This window comes from Mucilaginibacter sp. P5_A6 (genome assembly GCF_056400585.1).
The window spans coordinates 1-16,017 of record NZ_JBFUKZ010000023.1; the positions used below are offsets into that span (position 1 = coordinate 1).

The 16,017-nt window shown below is 42.0% G+C and carries 9 protein-coding genes; 6 read left to right on the plus strand and 3 right to left on the minus strand.

The window, feature by feature from the left end:
• The 6 genes from AC1DO4_RS21300 to AC1DO4_RS21325 all read left to right on the plus strand — a co-directional run.
• A partial coding sequence (locus AC1DO4_RS21300) for a SusC/RagA family TonB-linked outer membrane protein (protein ID WP_477419546.1) occupies window positions 1-2,462 on the plus strand: 2,462 nt, incomplete at its 5' end.
• A gap of 48 nt (window positions 2,463-2,510) precedes the next feature.
• Window positions 2,511-4,346 (plus strand): RagB/SusD family nutrient uptake outer membrane protein, encoded by a 1,836-nt coding sequence (locus tag AC1DO4_RS21305; RefSeq protein ID WP_477419548.1) that lies wholly within the window; start codon window positions 2,511-2,513, stop codon window positions 4,344-4,346.
• A 93-nt stretch (window positions 4,347-4,439) separates the two neighbouring features.
• Complete coding sequence (locus AC1DO4_RS21310; RefSeq protein WP_477419550.1) at window positions 4,440-5,753, plus strand: IPT/TIG domain-containing protein; 1,314 nt, start codon at window positions 4,440-4,442, stop codon at window positions 5,751-5,753.
• A gap of 241 nt (window positions 5,754-5,994) precedes the next feature.
• Window positions 5,995-7,548 (plus strand): right-handed parallel beta-helix repeat-containing protein, encoded by a 1,554-nt coding sequence (locus AC1DO4_RS21315; protein WP_477419552.1) that lies wholly within the window; start codon window positions 5,995-5,997, stop codon window positions 7,546-7,548.
• A 217-nt stretch (window positions 7,549-7,765) separates the two neighbouring features.
• On the plus strand, window positions 7,766-9,280 hold the full coding sequence (locus tag AC1DO4_RS21320) for a right-handed parallel beta-helix repeat-containing protein (RefSeq protein WP_477419554.1): 1,515 nt from the start codon (window positions 7,766-7,768) through the stop codon (window positions 9,278-9,280).
• Between the two features lie 82 nt (window positions 9,281-9,362).
• On the plus strand, window positions 9,363-10,577 hold the full coding sequence (locus AC1DO4_RS21325) for a glycoside hydrolase family 27 protein (RefSeq protein ID WP_477419556.1): 1,215 nt from the start codon (window positions 9,363-9,365) through the stop codon (window positions 10,575-10,577).
• A gap of 310 nt (window positions 10,578-10,887) precedes the next feature.
• On the opposite strand, the gene AC1DO4_RS21330 is transcribed toward AC1DO4_RS21325, so the two are convergent.
• From AC1DO4_RS21330 to AC1DO4_RS21340, 3 genes are read right to left on the minus strand one after another with little or no spacing between them, the layout of a single operon-like run.
• Window positions 10,888-12,312 (minus strand): alpha-L-fucosidase, encoded by a 1,425-nt coding sequence (locus AC1DO4_RS21330; protein WP_477419559.1) that lies wholly within the window; start codon window positions 12,310-12,312, stop codon window positions 10,888-10,890.
• Between the two features lie 51 nt (window positions 12,313-12,363).
• Complete coding sequence (locus AC1DO4_RS21335) at window positions 12,364-13,734, minus strand: alpha-L-fucosidase (RefSeq protein WP_477419561.1); 1,371 nt, start codon at window positions 13,732-13,734, stop codon at window positions 12,364-12,366.
• Window positions 13,735-13,773: 39 nt separating this feature from the next.
• Window positions 13,774-15,906: an alpha-N-acetylglucosaminidase gene (locus AC1DO4_RS21340; RefSeq protein WP_477419563.1), complete on the minus strand. Its 2,133-nt coding sequence runs from the start codon at window positions 15,904-15,906 to the stop codon at window positions 13,774-13,776.
• Window positions 15,907-16,017: the final 111 nt, after the last annotated feature.

Genomic DNA, 16,017 nt, shown 5'->3' on the forward strand with positions numbered 1-16,017 from the left:
CATCAACCGCTGCATCAACCGCTGTATATGGTGCCAAAGGTGCCAACGGAGTTTTAATCATCACTACTAAAAGAGGTGTTGCGGGTAAGCCTAAAATTTCTTTCAAAACAGAGATGTCCATGTCGGGCCTCACTAAAACACCTAAAATGCTGGATGCGGTATCATGGATGCGGCTGCATAATGAAGCAACTACAAATGATGGTAACCCATCGGCATATTCCGAAGAAACTATCCAAAAAACAGCAAGTGGGTTAGATCCCTACCTGTATCCAAATGTTAACTGGATAAAATCAGTTTATAAAGATTGGGCTCCCGGCTATAACACCAACCTTAATGTTAGCGGCGGTGCATCAACCGTAAGGTATTATGTTTCTGCTTCTTTTTATGATCAGGATGGAAGTTATAAGGTTACCAAGCAACATGGTTATAATCCTAACCTTAACTTTAAAAGGTATGATTTCAGATCGAACCTGGATATTGATTTAAGTAAAACTACTTTATTAACAATGAACCTGGATGCCATGCTGGTAAATAGCCGCTATCCTGGTATATCTGCCGGGGCTATCTGGTACGAATCGTATTTAACGCCGCCTAACGCGTTTCCAATACAATATCCGGGTGGTATATGGGCTGGTCCTTATAATAACGGAGGCTCAAACCCGGTAAACGATATTCAAAACTCCGGTTATAATAACGAGTTTCGCCCCACTATTCAGTCTGTTTTTTCCATCAACCAAAAGCTGGATGTTATTACAAAAGGGTTGAGCGCTATGGCAAGGTTTTCATTCGACTCCTATAGCGAAAATGATAATGGAAGAACCGGCACGAATGATCTTTTTTTAGCTACATCAAGAGATCCGCAAGGTAATTTAGTATTGGGCCAGTCGAGATACGGGAGCCAGTTTTTGGGGTATTCGCAGTCATCCTCTGCCGAAAAAACCATGTACCTCGAAACAAATATTAATTATGACCAGTCTTTTGGCAAGCACCATGTTGGCGGCCTGGTTTTGTATAATATGCGGTCGAGGGTGGTAAGCTCGGCAGGCAGCGTAATAGGCTCTATCCCTTATAACAATCAGAGCTTAGCGGCCAGGGTAACCTATACTTATGCCGACAAATATTTGCTGGAATTTGATGCCGGTTATACAGGTTCAGAAAACTTTGAACCGGGTAAGAAGTTTGGCTTTTTTCCTGCCGTTTCTGCAGGCTGGGTAATTTCGAGGGAGGCCTTTTTTAAGGATCTTTCAAAGACATTTACACTGCTTAAAATAAGGGGTTCTCACGGTCTTGTGGGTAATGACCAGATTGGATCGGCCTATGGTATTACCAGGTTCCCTTATATTAATCAATATGGCAGTGGCGGATCCGTGGGTTTAGGACTTAACGGAACTATATATGGTGGTACTACCGAAAGCGTAATTGGGGTAGAAAATCTTACCTGGGAAAAAGCAACCAAAGACAATATTGGGTTAGAGATAGGCCTGTTCAATAAATTGAATATTACCATAGATGCTTACAAAGAAAGAAGAACCAATATTTTAGTTCAACGCAGTTCATTGTCGGGCATATTGGGTGTAAGCGGATCTGTATTTGCCAATTTGGGCGAAATGAATAATCATGGTATTGAGGGCAATGTTGAGTATAACGATAATATTGGTAAAGTGTCCCTTCGCCTTTACAGTAACGTCACTTATAACAATAATAAAATTGTACAGCGGGATGAACCTAAACAGCTGTACGCTTACCAGCAATCAACCGGGCGTAAATTTGGCGATAACCTGATGTATGTTGCCGAAGGGTTGTTTACATCCCAGGAAGACGTGGATAAAAGCCCTACCCAATTTGGTGCAGTGTTAAGGCCCGGCGATATTAAGTACAAAGATGTAAACAACGATGGCGTAATAAACAGCTTTGATAAGGTATTTACCGGTAAATCTGATATACCTACCATATTGTATGGCGCCGGATTTACGGTTGGCTATAAAAAGTTCGACCTCTCTCTCTTTTTCCAGGGAACGGCCAATGTAATTATTATGGCCAATGGTTCTTCAATAAGCGGGGCCGGTGCAGGCGGTGCGGGTATTGTTCCGTTTACTGGTATGGGTACTTATCCGTCTGGAATGCTTGCCAATCTTGAAAACAGGTGGACAGTTGAAAACCCGAGCCAAAATGTAGATTATCCACGGTTGGGTATTTCCAATCAAAATAGTAACAATTATCAGCCGAGTACATGGTGGTCAAAAGATGCAAGTTTTGTTCGTTTAAAACAGGCAACATTGGGTTATACGCTTACGCCATCGTTCCTTACAACAGCGGGTGTTAACTCGGTTTACTTTTACTTAACCGGCCAAAACCTATTAACATTCTCCAAATTCAAACTTTGGGATCCTGAACTTGGCTCAAACGGCGCAGGCTATCCACCGGTAAGAATATTTGCTTTGGGGTTAAGAGCTTCGTTTTAAAGAAATAATGAATTTAAGTCAAATTAAAAAGTATTTAAAATGTTCCAAATGAAAAAATATATACTCATTATGGCTGTCGGGGCATCGTTCCTGACCGCCGGTTTATCTTCTTGTAATTATCTTAATAAAAAACCAGATAACCTGTTAACATCTGATTTGATCTGGAGTACCAGGGCCAATGCCGAATCGTACCTGTACAATATATATGGGTATATTATACAAACTGATGGCGGTAATTTTAGCGCCATGGGGGCAAGTGATGAATCATCTGTATCAATCCCTGGTACCAACGTGAGGCAAATGGTTGTAGGTAACTGGAGCCCTGTAAATGCTTATTTTGATTACTGGGGTAATTATTATAATGGAATCCGGTCGTCATTTATTTTTGAAGCTAATATTGATAAAGTTCCAATCACCCAGTTGAGTGTAACGTTAAAAAATCAATATAAAGCCGAAGCCCGGTTTTTACGCGGATGGTTTTACTGGCAGCTGATAAAACAATACGGCCCGGTTGTGAAAGTAACCGAGGCGTTAAGTTTAAACGACGACTTTAACAAGTATCCAAGATCATCTTTTGATGATTGTAAAGACTATGTTAATCAGTTGATGGATCAGGCTGCGGCAAGTTTACCAGCCCAGTGGCCCTCAACCAGCAGTTATGGCCGTCCAACAAAGGGTACCTGCCTTGCTGTAAAAGCACAGATTGCTTTATTGGCTGCAAGCCCGCTGTGGAATGGTAATCCTGCATTTTCCTCTTTTAAAAACCAGGATGGTACACAGCTGGCGCCAACAGCATACGATGCCAATAAATGGAAGGTAGCTGCAGATGCCGCAAAGGCTTTAATTGACCTTGGTTCATATAAGTTATTTACCAATCTTGATAATGGCGGAACCCAGTTTGATCCTTACCTGTCTGTCAGGGATCTTTTCTTAACCAACTGGAACAGCGAGATCATATTTTCAAGAAATTCATGGAATTATTGGGGATATACAAAATGCGTATCGCCAGGGCCGGGAGGGTATAGCATGTACAACGCTACCCAAAACGTTGTGGATGCATTTTATATGAATAATGGCAGAACCATTGATGATCCGCTATCCGGATATACAGGAACAAGTTTTGCTCAAAGCAATGGTAATAAGTACTGGGAACACAGCAAGGGGCAATGGAATATGTATGCAAACCGCGAGCCCCGGTTTTATGCCTATATACAATATAATGGCAGGCCGGTATTACCCGCCCCAACCGTTGATGACAAAAACTATTATTCATCGGCCGCTAATGTTGATGGAACAGGCAGGGTAGAGTTTTATTATAATGGCAAAGCTGGCGCAAAAGCAAGCGGGGCCAGTAACAATATTACAGGATATGATGTGCTGAAGAATGTAAGCCCGGCTGATAATATAAGGCAGGATGCTGCAAATTACAGACCTTTTATACTGATAAGATATGCCGAAATATTGTTGGATTATGTAGAAGCTTTGAACGAATATGATCCATCAAATCAAAATATTGTTCTGTACCTGGATCAGATCAGGAGCAGGGCCGGTTTACCCGGTATAGAAACTGTTTATCCGGGCGCCGTTGGCAACAAGGATGTAATGCGAAAATACATTTTAAAGGAAAGACAGGTAGAGTTGTGTTTTGAAAGCGACAGGTACTATACCCTGGTACGGAGACTTTTATTAGGCACTGATGAAAACCAAACCATTTATGGTCTGAATGTAAATACCGATGACCAGGGCCTGGGATTTTCGTTTACCGGTTTTTACAATAGAACGCTTTTCCAAAAAAGGGTATGGAACAATAAAATGTACTTGTTCCCCATCTCCCAGTACCAGTTAGACCGCGACAGGGCTTTAGTACAAAATCCGGGTTGGTAATGCACGTTTTTATTGCCCAAAAGGCAATAGAAGATATTGTAAAAAATAAATAATTAAAGAATAATTATTCAAATGAAAACATTCATAAACATAATGGCAAAAAGTATAAATCAATACTTACTTGCCGGCGGGGTTTTTATAATGGTGGCTTTTATAAGCTGCAAAAAAGAAAAGGCACCTACGCATAATGCCGACTCGCCTATCAGTATTAACACATTTATTCCGGCACAGGGTGGCGGAGGTACAGAAGTACTGATTACGGGGACCAATTTTTCAACCGACACTTCGCAAATTGCAGTTACGCTGAATGGTTTAAAGCTTAGGATCATTGGCGCCAATACTACGCAAATGATTGCGGTGGTACCCAAAAAGGCAGGGTCGGGGCCGCTGGTTGTAACCATAGGAAAAGGAACAGCCACAAGTACAAGTAATTTTACTTACCAATATACCAGGACCGTTACCACATTGGCCGGATCGGGCAAAGCAGGCTTTGCCAATGGCCAGGGAACAGATGCTATGTTTGATTTTGGCGGCCAAAGCTGGTACAGGAGCTGTGGTATAACTGTTGATGATAATCTGAACATTTATGTTGCCGATCCAGGAAACCATTGTGTCAGAAAAATTGATACAGCGGGGAACGTAACCACACTTGCGGGCAATCCCCAGGTTTCTGGTTATGCGGATGGGAAAGGAAGCGCAGCAAACTTTTCTTTACCTTATGATGTGGCTCTTGATGCCCAGGGCAACGTATACACTGTTGATCCGGGGAATTGGGATATTCGCAAAATATCTCCGGATGGTACTGCCGTTACCTGGGCATGGGGAAACCAGTCGCCCTGGAGCATAGCTGTTGATAAAACTACCGGCTACGTTTATTATTCAAGCTGCTCCAGCCCGGGAAACATTTACCAGTTATCAGCTCAGTGGACTACAAAACAAGTTGTATCTGGTCTTAATTATCCGGCGGGAATTAAGTTTGATAAAACCGGCAATTTATACGTATCGAATAACGGAGATCAGGTTATCCAAAAATTTGCTGCAGGCACATGGCAGGGTAGCATTATTGCCGGGCAGCCTGGAAGCGCCGGGTATGTGAACGGAGCCGCTACAGCAGCAAAATTCTCTGCTCCATGGGGTATAGCCGTAGATAATAACAACAATATATATGTAGCCGGTAACGGAACCTGGGATGGCAGTACTTCTAATCCCGATCAAAGTATCCGTTATATCCAGGCCGGCACTTTTGAGGTAAGCAACTTTGCCGGAAGCGGTGCGGCTGGTTATGCCGATGCTATAGGAGGATCGGCCCTTTTTAGCGCTCCAACAGGTGTTGCCGTTGACAAAAACGGAACGGTGTATGTACTGGACAAAAATAATAACAGGATAAGAAAAATAGTGTCCGAATAATGGTAATCGCCAATAACAGCATTACCCCTCGTAATTACTGTTATATCAGTTAATCGTCTATCCTTACAAATGCTGTTGCCCGGGGAGCAATGCAAATAATAATTGATGGTTGTTTTGTTTGATTGGTATAGTCCCCGAAGCAGAAACATGTTTCTGCTTCGGATCTATGCTTTGCATCTTCAGGCACCAATAAACTTATTGAATGAAAAATATCAGGTGTTTTAATTTGAAAATGTACTGCATGAAACGTTATATTAATATTTTTTTTATGCTTGTTTTTGCATTGCAGGGAATGGCTTGCAGCAAAAAAAGCGCTGGTAATGATGTAACGCCTTCAGCAGGTAATACGCATATTTATTATGTATCAGTTAATGGATCTGATGCTAATGCGGGTGCAGTTAATGCTCCTTTCCAAACCATCAATACCGCACTGAGCCATGCTGTACCTGGCGATACTGTTATGGTTAGAGGTGGCACCTATTATGAAAAAGTGGTGTTCCCTAAGTCGGGAGTAAAGGATAAACTTATTACAGTGAAAGCATACCGCGGAGAAAAACCGGTAATAGACGGCAGCAAAATAATAGTTTCGGGTTGGGTGTCATTAATTACACTAAGCAATGTAAAGTATATAGCGCTGGATGGCTTTGATATTTGCAATCTTACAAGTGCAACTTTTAATACCGATCCTGAGGGCATTGCCATTAATGGCAATTCTCGCGATATAACAATTAAAAACTGTAATATTTTTAATATAAAAAGCAACGCGTCATTAGCCGACTGGCGAAGCGGCCACGCCATACTGGTAATAGGTAACGGAGCCACAGCCATTACTAACCTGGTTATTACAGGCTGCACAGTGCACGATACACAAACAGGCACAAGCGAAAATGTAACGTTGGCCGGTAATATCGACGGCTTTGTTTTTAGCCATAATAAAGTATACGATACAGAAAACATAGGGATAATTGTTGCTGGCGGTGATAACCTTAATAAAGATGGAGATGTTGCTACTAATTATGCCCGTAATGGCGTGATAAGCGATAACGAGTTTCATGATAATACCATGACCAGGACTCCCGAAATTTGGGGCCCCGACAGGTATGGCGCCATCTCCATTTATGTTTGCGGCGGAGCTAACACTATCATCGAAAGAAACAGGGTATATAATAGCGACAGAGGTATCGGGCTGGTGAGCGAAAGCAATGTATATGCAACAAAAACCACCATTGTAAGAAACAACTTTGTATACAACTGCTATCGTACGGGCATATACATGGGCGATTATTTAAACTACACATCCGGCGGAACTAAAGACTGTTTTGTAGTGAATAATACACTATATCAAAACGATCGTGTTGTGGGGGCATTTGGTGAGATAGAAGGAGAGATAAGGCTTACAGAGCATTGCGATAACAACGTGATAAAAAACAATATTGTATACGCAAGGCCGGTTGATGTGTTTATTCACAAGTATACTTCAACGGGGAGCAATAATATTATTGATAACAATTTATACTATACCACAGGCACACCGCAATGGATCTGGAACAGTACCAATGGTACTCCAAACACCGATTTGAATGCCTGGAAGACAACCAGCGGCAATGATGCCAATTCATCAAACGGCGCCGACCCACAATTGAAGAATACCTCACTTCCCGATCTTCACATACAATCATCTTCGCCTGCAAAAAATTCCGGGCAGGTAATCTCAGCTGATATAAACGGGGCAACAGATATTGATGGAAATGCGCGTATTGTGAACAATAAAATAAATAAGGGCGCACAGCAGTAAGAGGCTGTCTAAAAATAAGAAAACGGACCGTCATTGCGAGGAGGTACGACGAAGCAATCGCCAACTATATATAGCGGATTGCAAAACTACCCTGTAAGGTGGGGATTGCTTCGTGCCTCCTATGACGCATCGATATGTGCTTCATTAGAAGTATAAAAACATTAATAAACCAAATTTAGACAGATCTAAGAGGTCCTTAATTTAAAAACGAACGGGAATGAAACGTAATGTTAATTTTTTTTTGATGCTTGGCTTTGCGTTACAGGTATTGGGTTGCAGCAAAAAAAACGCCACCGAGGTTGTAACGCCTGCCGGCAATGTGCATGTTTACTATGTAGCGGCCAACGGATTAGAGTCAAATAAGGGAACAATTGATGCGCCACTCCAAACCATTAATACTGCGCTAAATCGTACCGTGCCTGGTGATACCGTAATAGTAAGGGGCGGAACGTACAGTGAAAAAGTAGTATTCCCCAAATCGGGAGTAATGGATAAGTATATTACATTAAAAGCGTATCGTGGCGAAAAACCTGTAATTGATGGTAGTGCTTTTAGCGTTAATGGCCGGGAGGCGCTGATAACTATTGACAAGGCAAAGTTTATAGTTGTTGATGGATTTGAAATACGCAATCTTAAAACATCTACCGGCGATCCTAAGGGCATTATGGTTGAAGGGGGCTCTGATTACATTACCGTAAAAAATAACACCATATACGGCATTGATTATACCCAGCTGCCGCTTAACGGAGGGGGTAATGCCATTTTAATTATCGGGAATACTTCCGATCCGGTAACCAATATTACCGTTACCGGGAATACCATACATGATTGTAAAACCGGGTATGGTGAAAACCTAACCATCAATGGCTATGTTGATGGATTTACCATCACCAACAATACAATATATAACGCCCAGAATATTGGTATTGATGCGGCCGGTGGTTATGCGGCAAATACCAACCCTGCATTTAATTATGCGCGCAATGGTGTTATCGGTGGTAATACCCTCTATAATATTGAAAGTAAAAGGGGGCCGCTTGGCGGGCATGGCGCTATAGGTATTTATGTTGATGGCGGCAGAAATGTGGTGGTGGAGAAAAATAAAGTATCTGTTACCGATAGGGGTATTGGCGCGGTAAGCGAAACCAATGGATTCCCTACTGATCATGTCACCATAAGGAACAACCTGGTGTATAACTGCTGGTGCTCTGGTATTTATATGGGAGGGTATTTAAATTATACGGGTGGCGGTACAAACAATTCGGCTATTGTAAATAATACCTTGTATAACAACAATCAAGCTTTAGGCGCATTTGGTGAAATAGAAGGTGAGATTAGTATCAGGGAGGATTGCACCAACAATGTTATAAAAAATAACATTATTTATGGCGGAGCATCAGATATGTTTATTCATAAATACACTGCGAAGGGATCTGGTAATATCATCGATTACAATTTATATTATACAACAGGCGCTGCACAGTGGACCTGGAATGGCATTTTATATACCGATTATAATTTATGGAAGGCAGCCTGCAGCGGAGATGCTAATTCAACAAATGGCGTCGACCCTTTATTCGTAAATACATCCGGCCCCGATATTCATTTGCAATCATCCTCGCCTGCAAAAAATTCCGGGCAGGTAATCTCAGCCGATATAAATGGGGCAACAGACATTGATGGGAACGCGCGTATAGTGAACAATAAAATAAGTAAAGGCGCACAGCAGTAAGGAGTTTTTAATTAAAAAACCAACGGTAATGAAACGTATACTTTAACAGAGCAGCACATTATCCTTATTAAACTATACTATCATGATAAAAGCATTTTTATATACAGCAATTATATTTTTATTAACCGCTCATAACTTATTTGCTCAAAAATCTGAAGCCCTGGCACAAACGCCGCCTATGGGTTTCAATACCTGGAATACGTTTCAAACCAATATTAATGAGCAAATGCTTAAAAACATGGTTGATAGTTTTATTTCATCGGGTATGAAAGATGCCGGTTACCAGTATTTTATATTGGATGACGGATGGATGGCTATGCAAAGGGATAGCAGCGGTAAACTGGTACCCGATCCTAAAAAATTTCCGGGAGGGATGAAAAAGTTTGTGGACTACGTACACGCTAAGGGCTTAAAGTTTGGCATATACAATTGTGCGGGTACCTTAACTTGTGGCGGGTATCCTGGTTCGCGCGGATATGAGTATCAGGATGCCCGTTTTTATGCGGCGCTGGGGGTAGATTACTTAAAATATGACTGGTGTAATACAGATGGTTTAAACGCTAAAGAAGCGTATACAACTATGAGTAAAGCTATTAAAGTGGCTGGAAGGCCAATGGTATTCAGTTTATGCGAATGGGGTAACCATAAACCGTGGGAATGGGCAACCAGCGTAGGGCACTTATGGCGTACCACAGGCGACATTGGCGCCGGCTTTGACGGAGTTGTGGATAAAGGGACATGGTCGGCTATGAGCGTTATGGGTATAGCTGATAAGCAAGCTGAAATGAGGCAATATTCGGGACCTGGCCATTGGAATGATCCGGATATGCTTGAAGTGGGTAATGGGATGACTTATAATGAAGATAAGGCACATTTTTCGTTATGGTGCATGTTGGCAGCGCCGTTAATGGCTGGTAATGATTTGCGTAAAATGACCGACCAAACTAAATCCATATTGACAAACACGGATGTGATTGCCGTAGATCAGGATGTTTTAGGGATTGAGGGGTTTAAGTATTCGACACTTGAAGGATTGGAGATATGGATAAAACCATTAGCAAATAATGAACTGGCCATTTGTTTTTTAAACAGATCTGCAAAGCATCAAACCATTACTTACAATTGGAAAGATCACCCAATAAAAGATACTTTATCTGGCATAAATATTGATTTTAATACATCTGCTTATAAGGTATACGATTTATGGCTGAAGAAGGGTTTAGGTAATACTAAACGGGCATTAAAAACAGCTATTGGAGTACATGAGGCAGTGATGGTTAAATTAACTAAATTTTAAACAGGGCGTAGGGGAATCACCCGGTTTGAAACCCAAACGTTTTGCCTCCTGATAGCCGCTCTATTTCGTCTGCTGTTGCGGTTTTGTTGTGTTTTCGATTTTATGACAATTCGTAATTTGTTGATTGCTAAATAGATGTGGTTTTTTACTGTTTCACCTGTTGCGTTCGCAACAGGTGAAACAGTAAAAATGGATACACACAGTAGCCCCGGAAAAATCTTTCGAAAACTGGAGGTTTCAAACCCATCGCTATGGTTAAGGTCTTAATTAGTTTTAAATGCGATTTCCCCTGGTCAAAATAATCTATTCCTTAATATGCTAATACAAAAGTGCCGCTGTATTTTAAAGCGGCGCTTTTTTGTAAAGCACCAGGTATTTGAATGCTTAACAGCCCGTTTTGGTAATGCCATTTTAATTTTTGAGTGCTGCCAAGCAAGCTTACTTTTTTTACTTGTTTAATGTTGTTTACCGGGAAACTTACTATGGAGGGGAGGTTTACCACATCCTTTTCAGATAACCAAAAGGCATATAACGTTTTCTTAGTTTTTGATTTGGTGAAATAGATATTCCCGGCAGAGTAAGGTGCAACCGGCTCAGAACCATAGATGCCTTCACCGTTAATTTTCATCCAGCCGGCAATATCCTGTAATCTTTGATAGGCAACGGGATTCCAGTCACCATCGGGCCTCGGGGCGATATTAAGCAGAAGATTGCCTCCACGCGAAACTATTTTTATAAGTGTTTGTACCAGTTGCAGGCTGGGTTTAAATTCGTCATTCGGCACGTAGCTCCAGTACTTACCAATGGTCATACAGGTTTCCCAGGGATAGGATAAAGGTTTATCCGGTACTTCTTGTTCTGGCGTGGTATAATTTTCAAATTCGCCGGCAACTGTACGGTCTACCATAATGAGACCCGGCTGATAACTGCGGCCCATTTTTGCTATTCTGGCCATATCAAGATCCTGGTTATAGTGCTGCGGATCGTTCCCCTTTGTTGGTGATGGCCGCACCCAACCCCCATCGAGCCATAAAATATCTACTTTGCCATAGCCGGTCATCAGCTCTTCAATCTGGTTATAGGTAAAATCTTTAAATTTCTGCCAGCGTTCGGGGTAGCGTAGCGGGTCGTAATTAACATTGTGGTCTTTAGGGGGAAAGTACGACCACCAATAATTTTGGTTGTGCCAATCTGGTTTGGAGAAATATGCCCCTATCATAAAATTATCTTTACGAAAGGCGTTAAATATTTCTTTGGTGACATTGCTTCGCGGATTTTTTGAGAAAGGCGTTTTGGGATCGGTAATTTTATAGTCCGTTTGTTTGGTATCAAACATGCTAAAGCCATCATGGTGTTTGGTAGTAAATACCATGTAATTCATGCCCGCGGCTTTGGCCGCCCTGGCCCATTTTTCGGGGTTGAAGTTAACGGGGTTAAAGGTGGTTTGTAAGTTTTCGTATGCTTTTTTATAGGTGAAGTAGTCATCGCTATAGGGGCCGGTACGTGTAACCCAGTCATCGGGACAAATGGTCCAGCTTTCTGCTACACCCCATTGGCTGTATGTTCCCCAGTGCATAAACAAACCAAATTTTTGGTCCTGCCATTGGGCAAGTTTTTGCCGCACCAGGGAATCTTTGGGAACCTGGTAAGTGTTGGACATTTCATGCTCATTTTGCGCGATTGCTGCCTGGCTACAGGCCAGCAAACAAAGGCCAAGTATGAATTTCTGAACCATGATAATATAATTATTGATGATGGATAAATTTTAATAGTTGGATATATAGCATTAGTTTAATACCAGTTCAATTACAGGTATCTCAGTATCAGGTTTGGTTTCGGGGAGGTTTAATACCAGGTCGTTTCCCGAAGCTTTTGATTTGCTATCCGGTTGTATCTCTGATGCATCATGCAAAAACTGAGTATATTTAACCTTATCCTTATAGCCCGGTAAGGTGATGGTTTTGCCCGGATACTCCAACAAATGCACATACAAACGCCTGGTATTGGCATTATAGGTAAGCATGGTATGCTCGGGAGCTATAAATGTTTCCGGGGCTTCGGTGCATCCGTAAATGGCCCGGCTGTTGTATTTCATCCAGGCTGCTATTCCGTCCAGCCTTTCATTGGCACGTTTATCAAATAAACCACGTGCAGTAGGGCCTACATTCAGCAGCAGGTTACCGCGTTTGCTTACAGCCTCTATCAGCATCGTAACTAACTGTTTGGTGCTTTTCCAACTATTTTCATCGCGGAAATACCCCCAGGAACCCGAAAACGTTTGGCAGGTTTCCCAATAAGTTTTGTAATCGTTTTTTTTGGTCCATTCTGTTAAGTTTACCTGTTCGGGTGTCAGGTAGTCCCATCCGTCCTGGTATTCGTTTATATCAAGGCGATTATCAATTATAATATTGGGCTGTAGTTTTCTTATTTCTTTAACCAATTCAACAGATCCCCAGTCTTTACTGCCCTTACCATGTTTGCCGTTGTCGGGGTACGAAAAATCGAGCCATAGCATATCAATTTTACCGTAATTGGTAAGCAGTTCTTTAATCTGGTTGTGCATATACGTGCGGTACCTGGCCATATCGCGGCCTTTGTTCAATTTATCATAATCCTCATCCTTTTCGCTTGCCGGTTGCAATGGGTGTAAAACATCAACTGTAAAATCCGGATGATGCCAGTCTAACAGGGAATAATAGAAACCTATTTTTATGCCTTCGGCTCTGAATGCGTTTACAAATTCTCTTACAAGGTCTCTTTTAGCTGCGGTATTGGTGGCCTTGTAATCGGTATATTTTGAATCAAACAGGCAAAACCCTTCGTGATGTTTGGTAGTAAGCACGGCATACTTCATTCCGGCCGCCTTGGCTTTCTTTGCCCACTCTTTAGGGTTAAACAAATCGGGGTTAAACTCATCAAAGTAAGGCTGGTATTGTTCATTGGTCATTCGTTCCCATCTCTTTACCCATTCATGCCTTGCCGCCTGCGAGTAAAGTCCCCAATGGATAAACATCCCAAAACGATCGTTGGTCCACCAGGCCATGCGTTTCGCTTTTTGTTCGGGTGTTTCTGTTCCTATTTTCTTTTGAGCATATAAAGAAGAAAATACCAGGGAAATTGATAAAATAATGAAGGCCGTTTTTTTGAATTGACGCATAGCGGTCTGTTAGTTTGAATTAAAATGGGTGTTTTAAGTTTACATCGATAAAATTTGGTTAACCACTTCCTGTAAAGGCCGGTGTGGTTTTTCGGGATTTAGCTTCTGGTTTTCATCCACCCATTTGCGCTCCCAGGAAAAGTAATCGGGTTCGGGAATGGTTTTGCCATCCAGGTTGCCACGCAGGTAATCAAAATAAATTTCCCAGCGGGGCAGGTAATATCCATCCATCAGGCCGGCCCATTCTTTATAGGCATACTCATGCAGGTTATCCTCTGTACGCACGTTTTCACCCCAATAAGTAATCTGCATTAGCGAGTTTTTTAAATTATTTGCTTTTTCTTCGGCTGTATTTCCGTTAGCAATAGATTGTTTAAGATAAGTGTTGAGCCAAAAGTAAGGGTCGGTGTTCAACAGGTCATCCGTTAACTTTATCATGAGCAAAAACTTCTCGCTGGCCTTGTTAAAGGCCTGCAGATCCTTATTGTTGTATGCCGTTGTCAGGTCATTAAAAACAAGGGTTCCTTTATTGGCGAGTACCTGCCTAACCATGTTGATGAGGTCTATTTTATAAGTTGCTGAATTTATAAGAACAGGTGTTGCTTTGGCAAATTCTTTTACTGCATTTTCAAACTTTACAGTATCATAATTACGGGTAAGCGTACCCCAGCTGGAGATTGATTTAACTTTAAGTGCCGGCCTTGCGCAAAATATAGATTCGCCGGCCCCTTCCTGGTAACCGGGAAGGCTTTGGTAAATTGTTTGTAAAAAGCCCTGCCAGGCATTGCTGGTATGCGTGTTACTTTTACCGTACCGATATTTGGCATACTCGTTAATCCAGTTCCGGGTATCTACATGTTCTTTACGCCAACCCAGTTCAAGCATCAAATCATAATCCGGGGGATTATTATTAATACCCTCGGGCATTATTCCTACGCCTTTCAGATAGTTGCTGTAGGTACTTTGCCTTGCCCTGTATATTTCATCGGCAAAACGCTGTAATTTACCGTATACGCCAGGGCGTTCACCAAAATTGTTAACACTGCACCATATAAACGGGGTGTTATCATAAGCTTTACGTTTTTCCCAGTTGTTGGTAAATTCGCCAAAAAGCTCCTGCACCAATACTTTTGATTTATCAAGACCATCAAGCATAGCCTGTTTGGGGTTATCCTGCCAGCCCTGCAACACCCACGCAGAACCGGGGTAATAATGTTGCATTGATGCCTGTATGGAGGCCCCTGCTTTCTTGAGATCTATGCCATCGGTTTTGCCGCCTTCATGAAAAGGATCGCCAGCAAAAAAGTGAATGTTTTTGCCGTACAATTTCTGCATTTCACTGTAATATATGCCCGCTATGCGGCTAAATTCGGGATCTGTAGGGTCAAGTATGTCCGGCCTTTTAAACGCTCCCCAGTTACCCTGGTCGATGATATGCGCTTTACTCTTGTTTTTTAATGAGCTGGGCACCATTCCATAAAAACCCTGCAACACAGGCTCTATACCCAACTCCTGCATTCGCTTTATCATTTTTTGCTGAATCAGCTTCCGGTTGTCAATCTGGCTTTGGGGCATTGGTCCTCCCCAGCCCTCAATATTGCCCATCAGCCACCAGGCGGTATAGGCCGGGCCAACTATAAAGTTGTTAATTTCATTTTCGGTGTACCCTATCTTCCTCAGGGTATTTTGCCATACCGCTTCCATCCCTTCAACGGTAAGCATTGTATTAACCCCGTTAAGGGCCATCCAGTCAAGCTCCCGTTCCCAATCAGGCCAGCTGTAAAAGCTCATAGTATAATTATAGGTGCAATAATTCAATGCATAACGATACCTGGCCTCGGCCTCTACGGTTGTTTTTTTGCCAACAACCGGGATCGGAAACACAGGCGCCAGGTTATCACCCATATGCGACATAGATCGGTGGCAATAATATTTTAAATACCAGTTTACACCAACCGCGGCTGCATTAGCCCCGGATGCGCTGATAACCAGTTTGTTTTTTACAGTTTGCAGTTCAACTATTTCGGGGCTGCTGGTTTTTACGGCTTTGAAAATGATATGATCGCTTAACCAAGGCGCGCGCCTCTTAACCAATGCTTTTACTGGTTCAAACTGTTGGGCAAAAAGATGTATCGGTAAAAATAAAACAAGCAGAAAAGTTAGTTTTCGCATATGAAAGTATTGATTTTGAGGGTTAACATTCTCGAAACTAACTAAAATTTAATTGAAAAATAAAGCGCAGAACCATGCTCCTGGGCTACAAAACTTACGCAAACGTTTGAT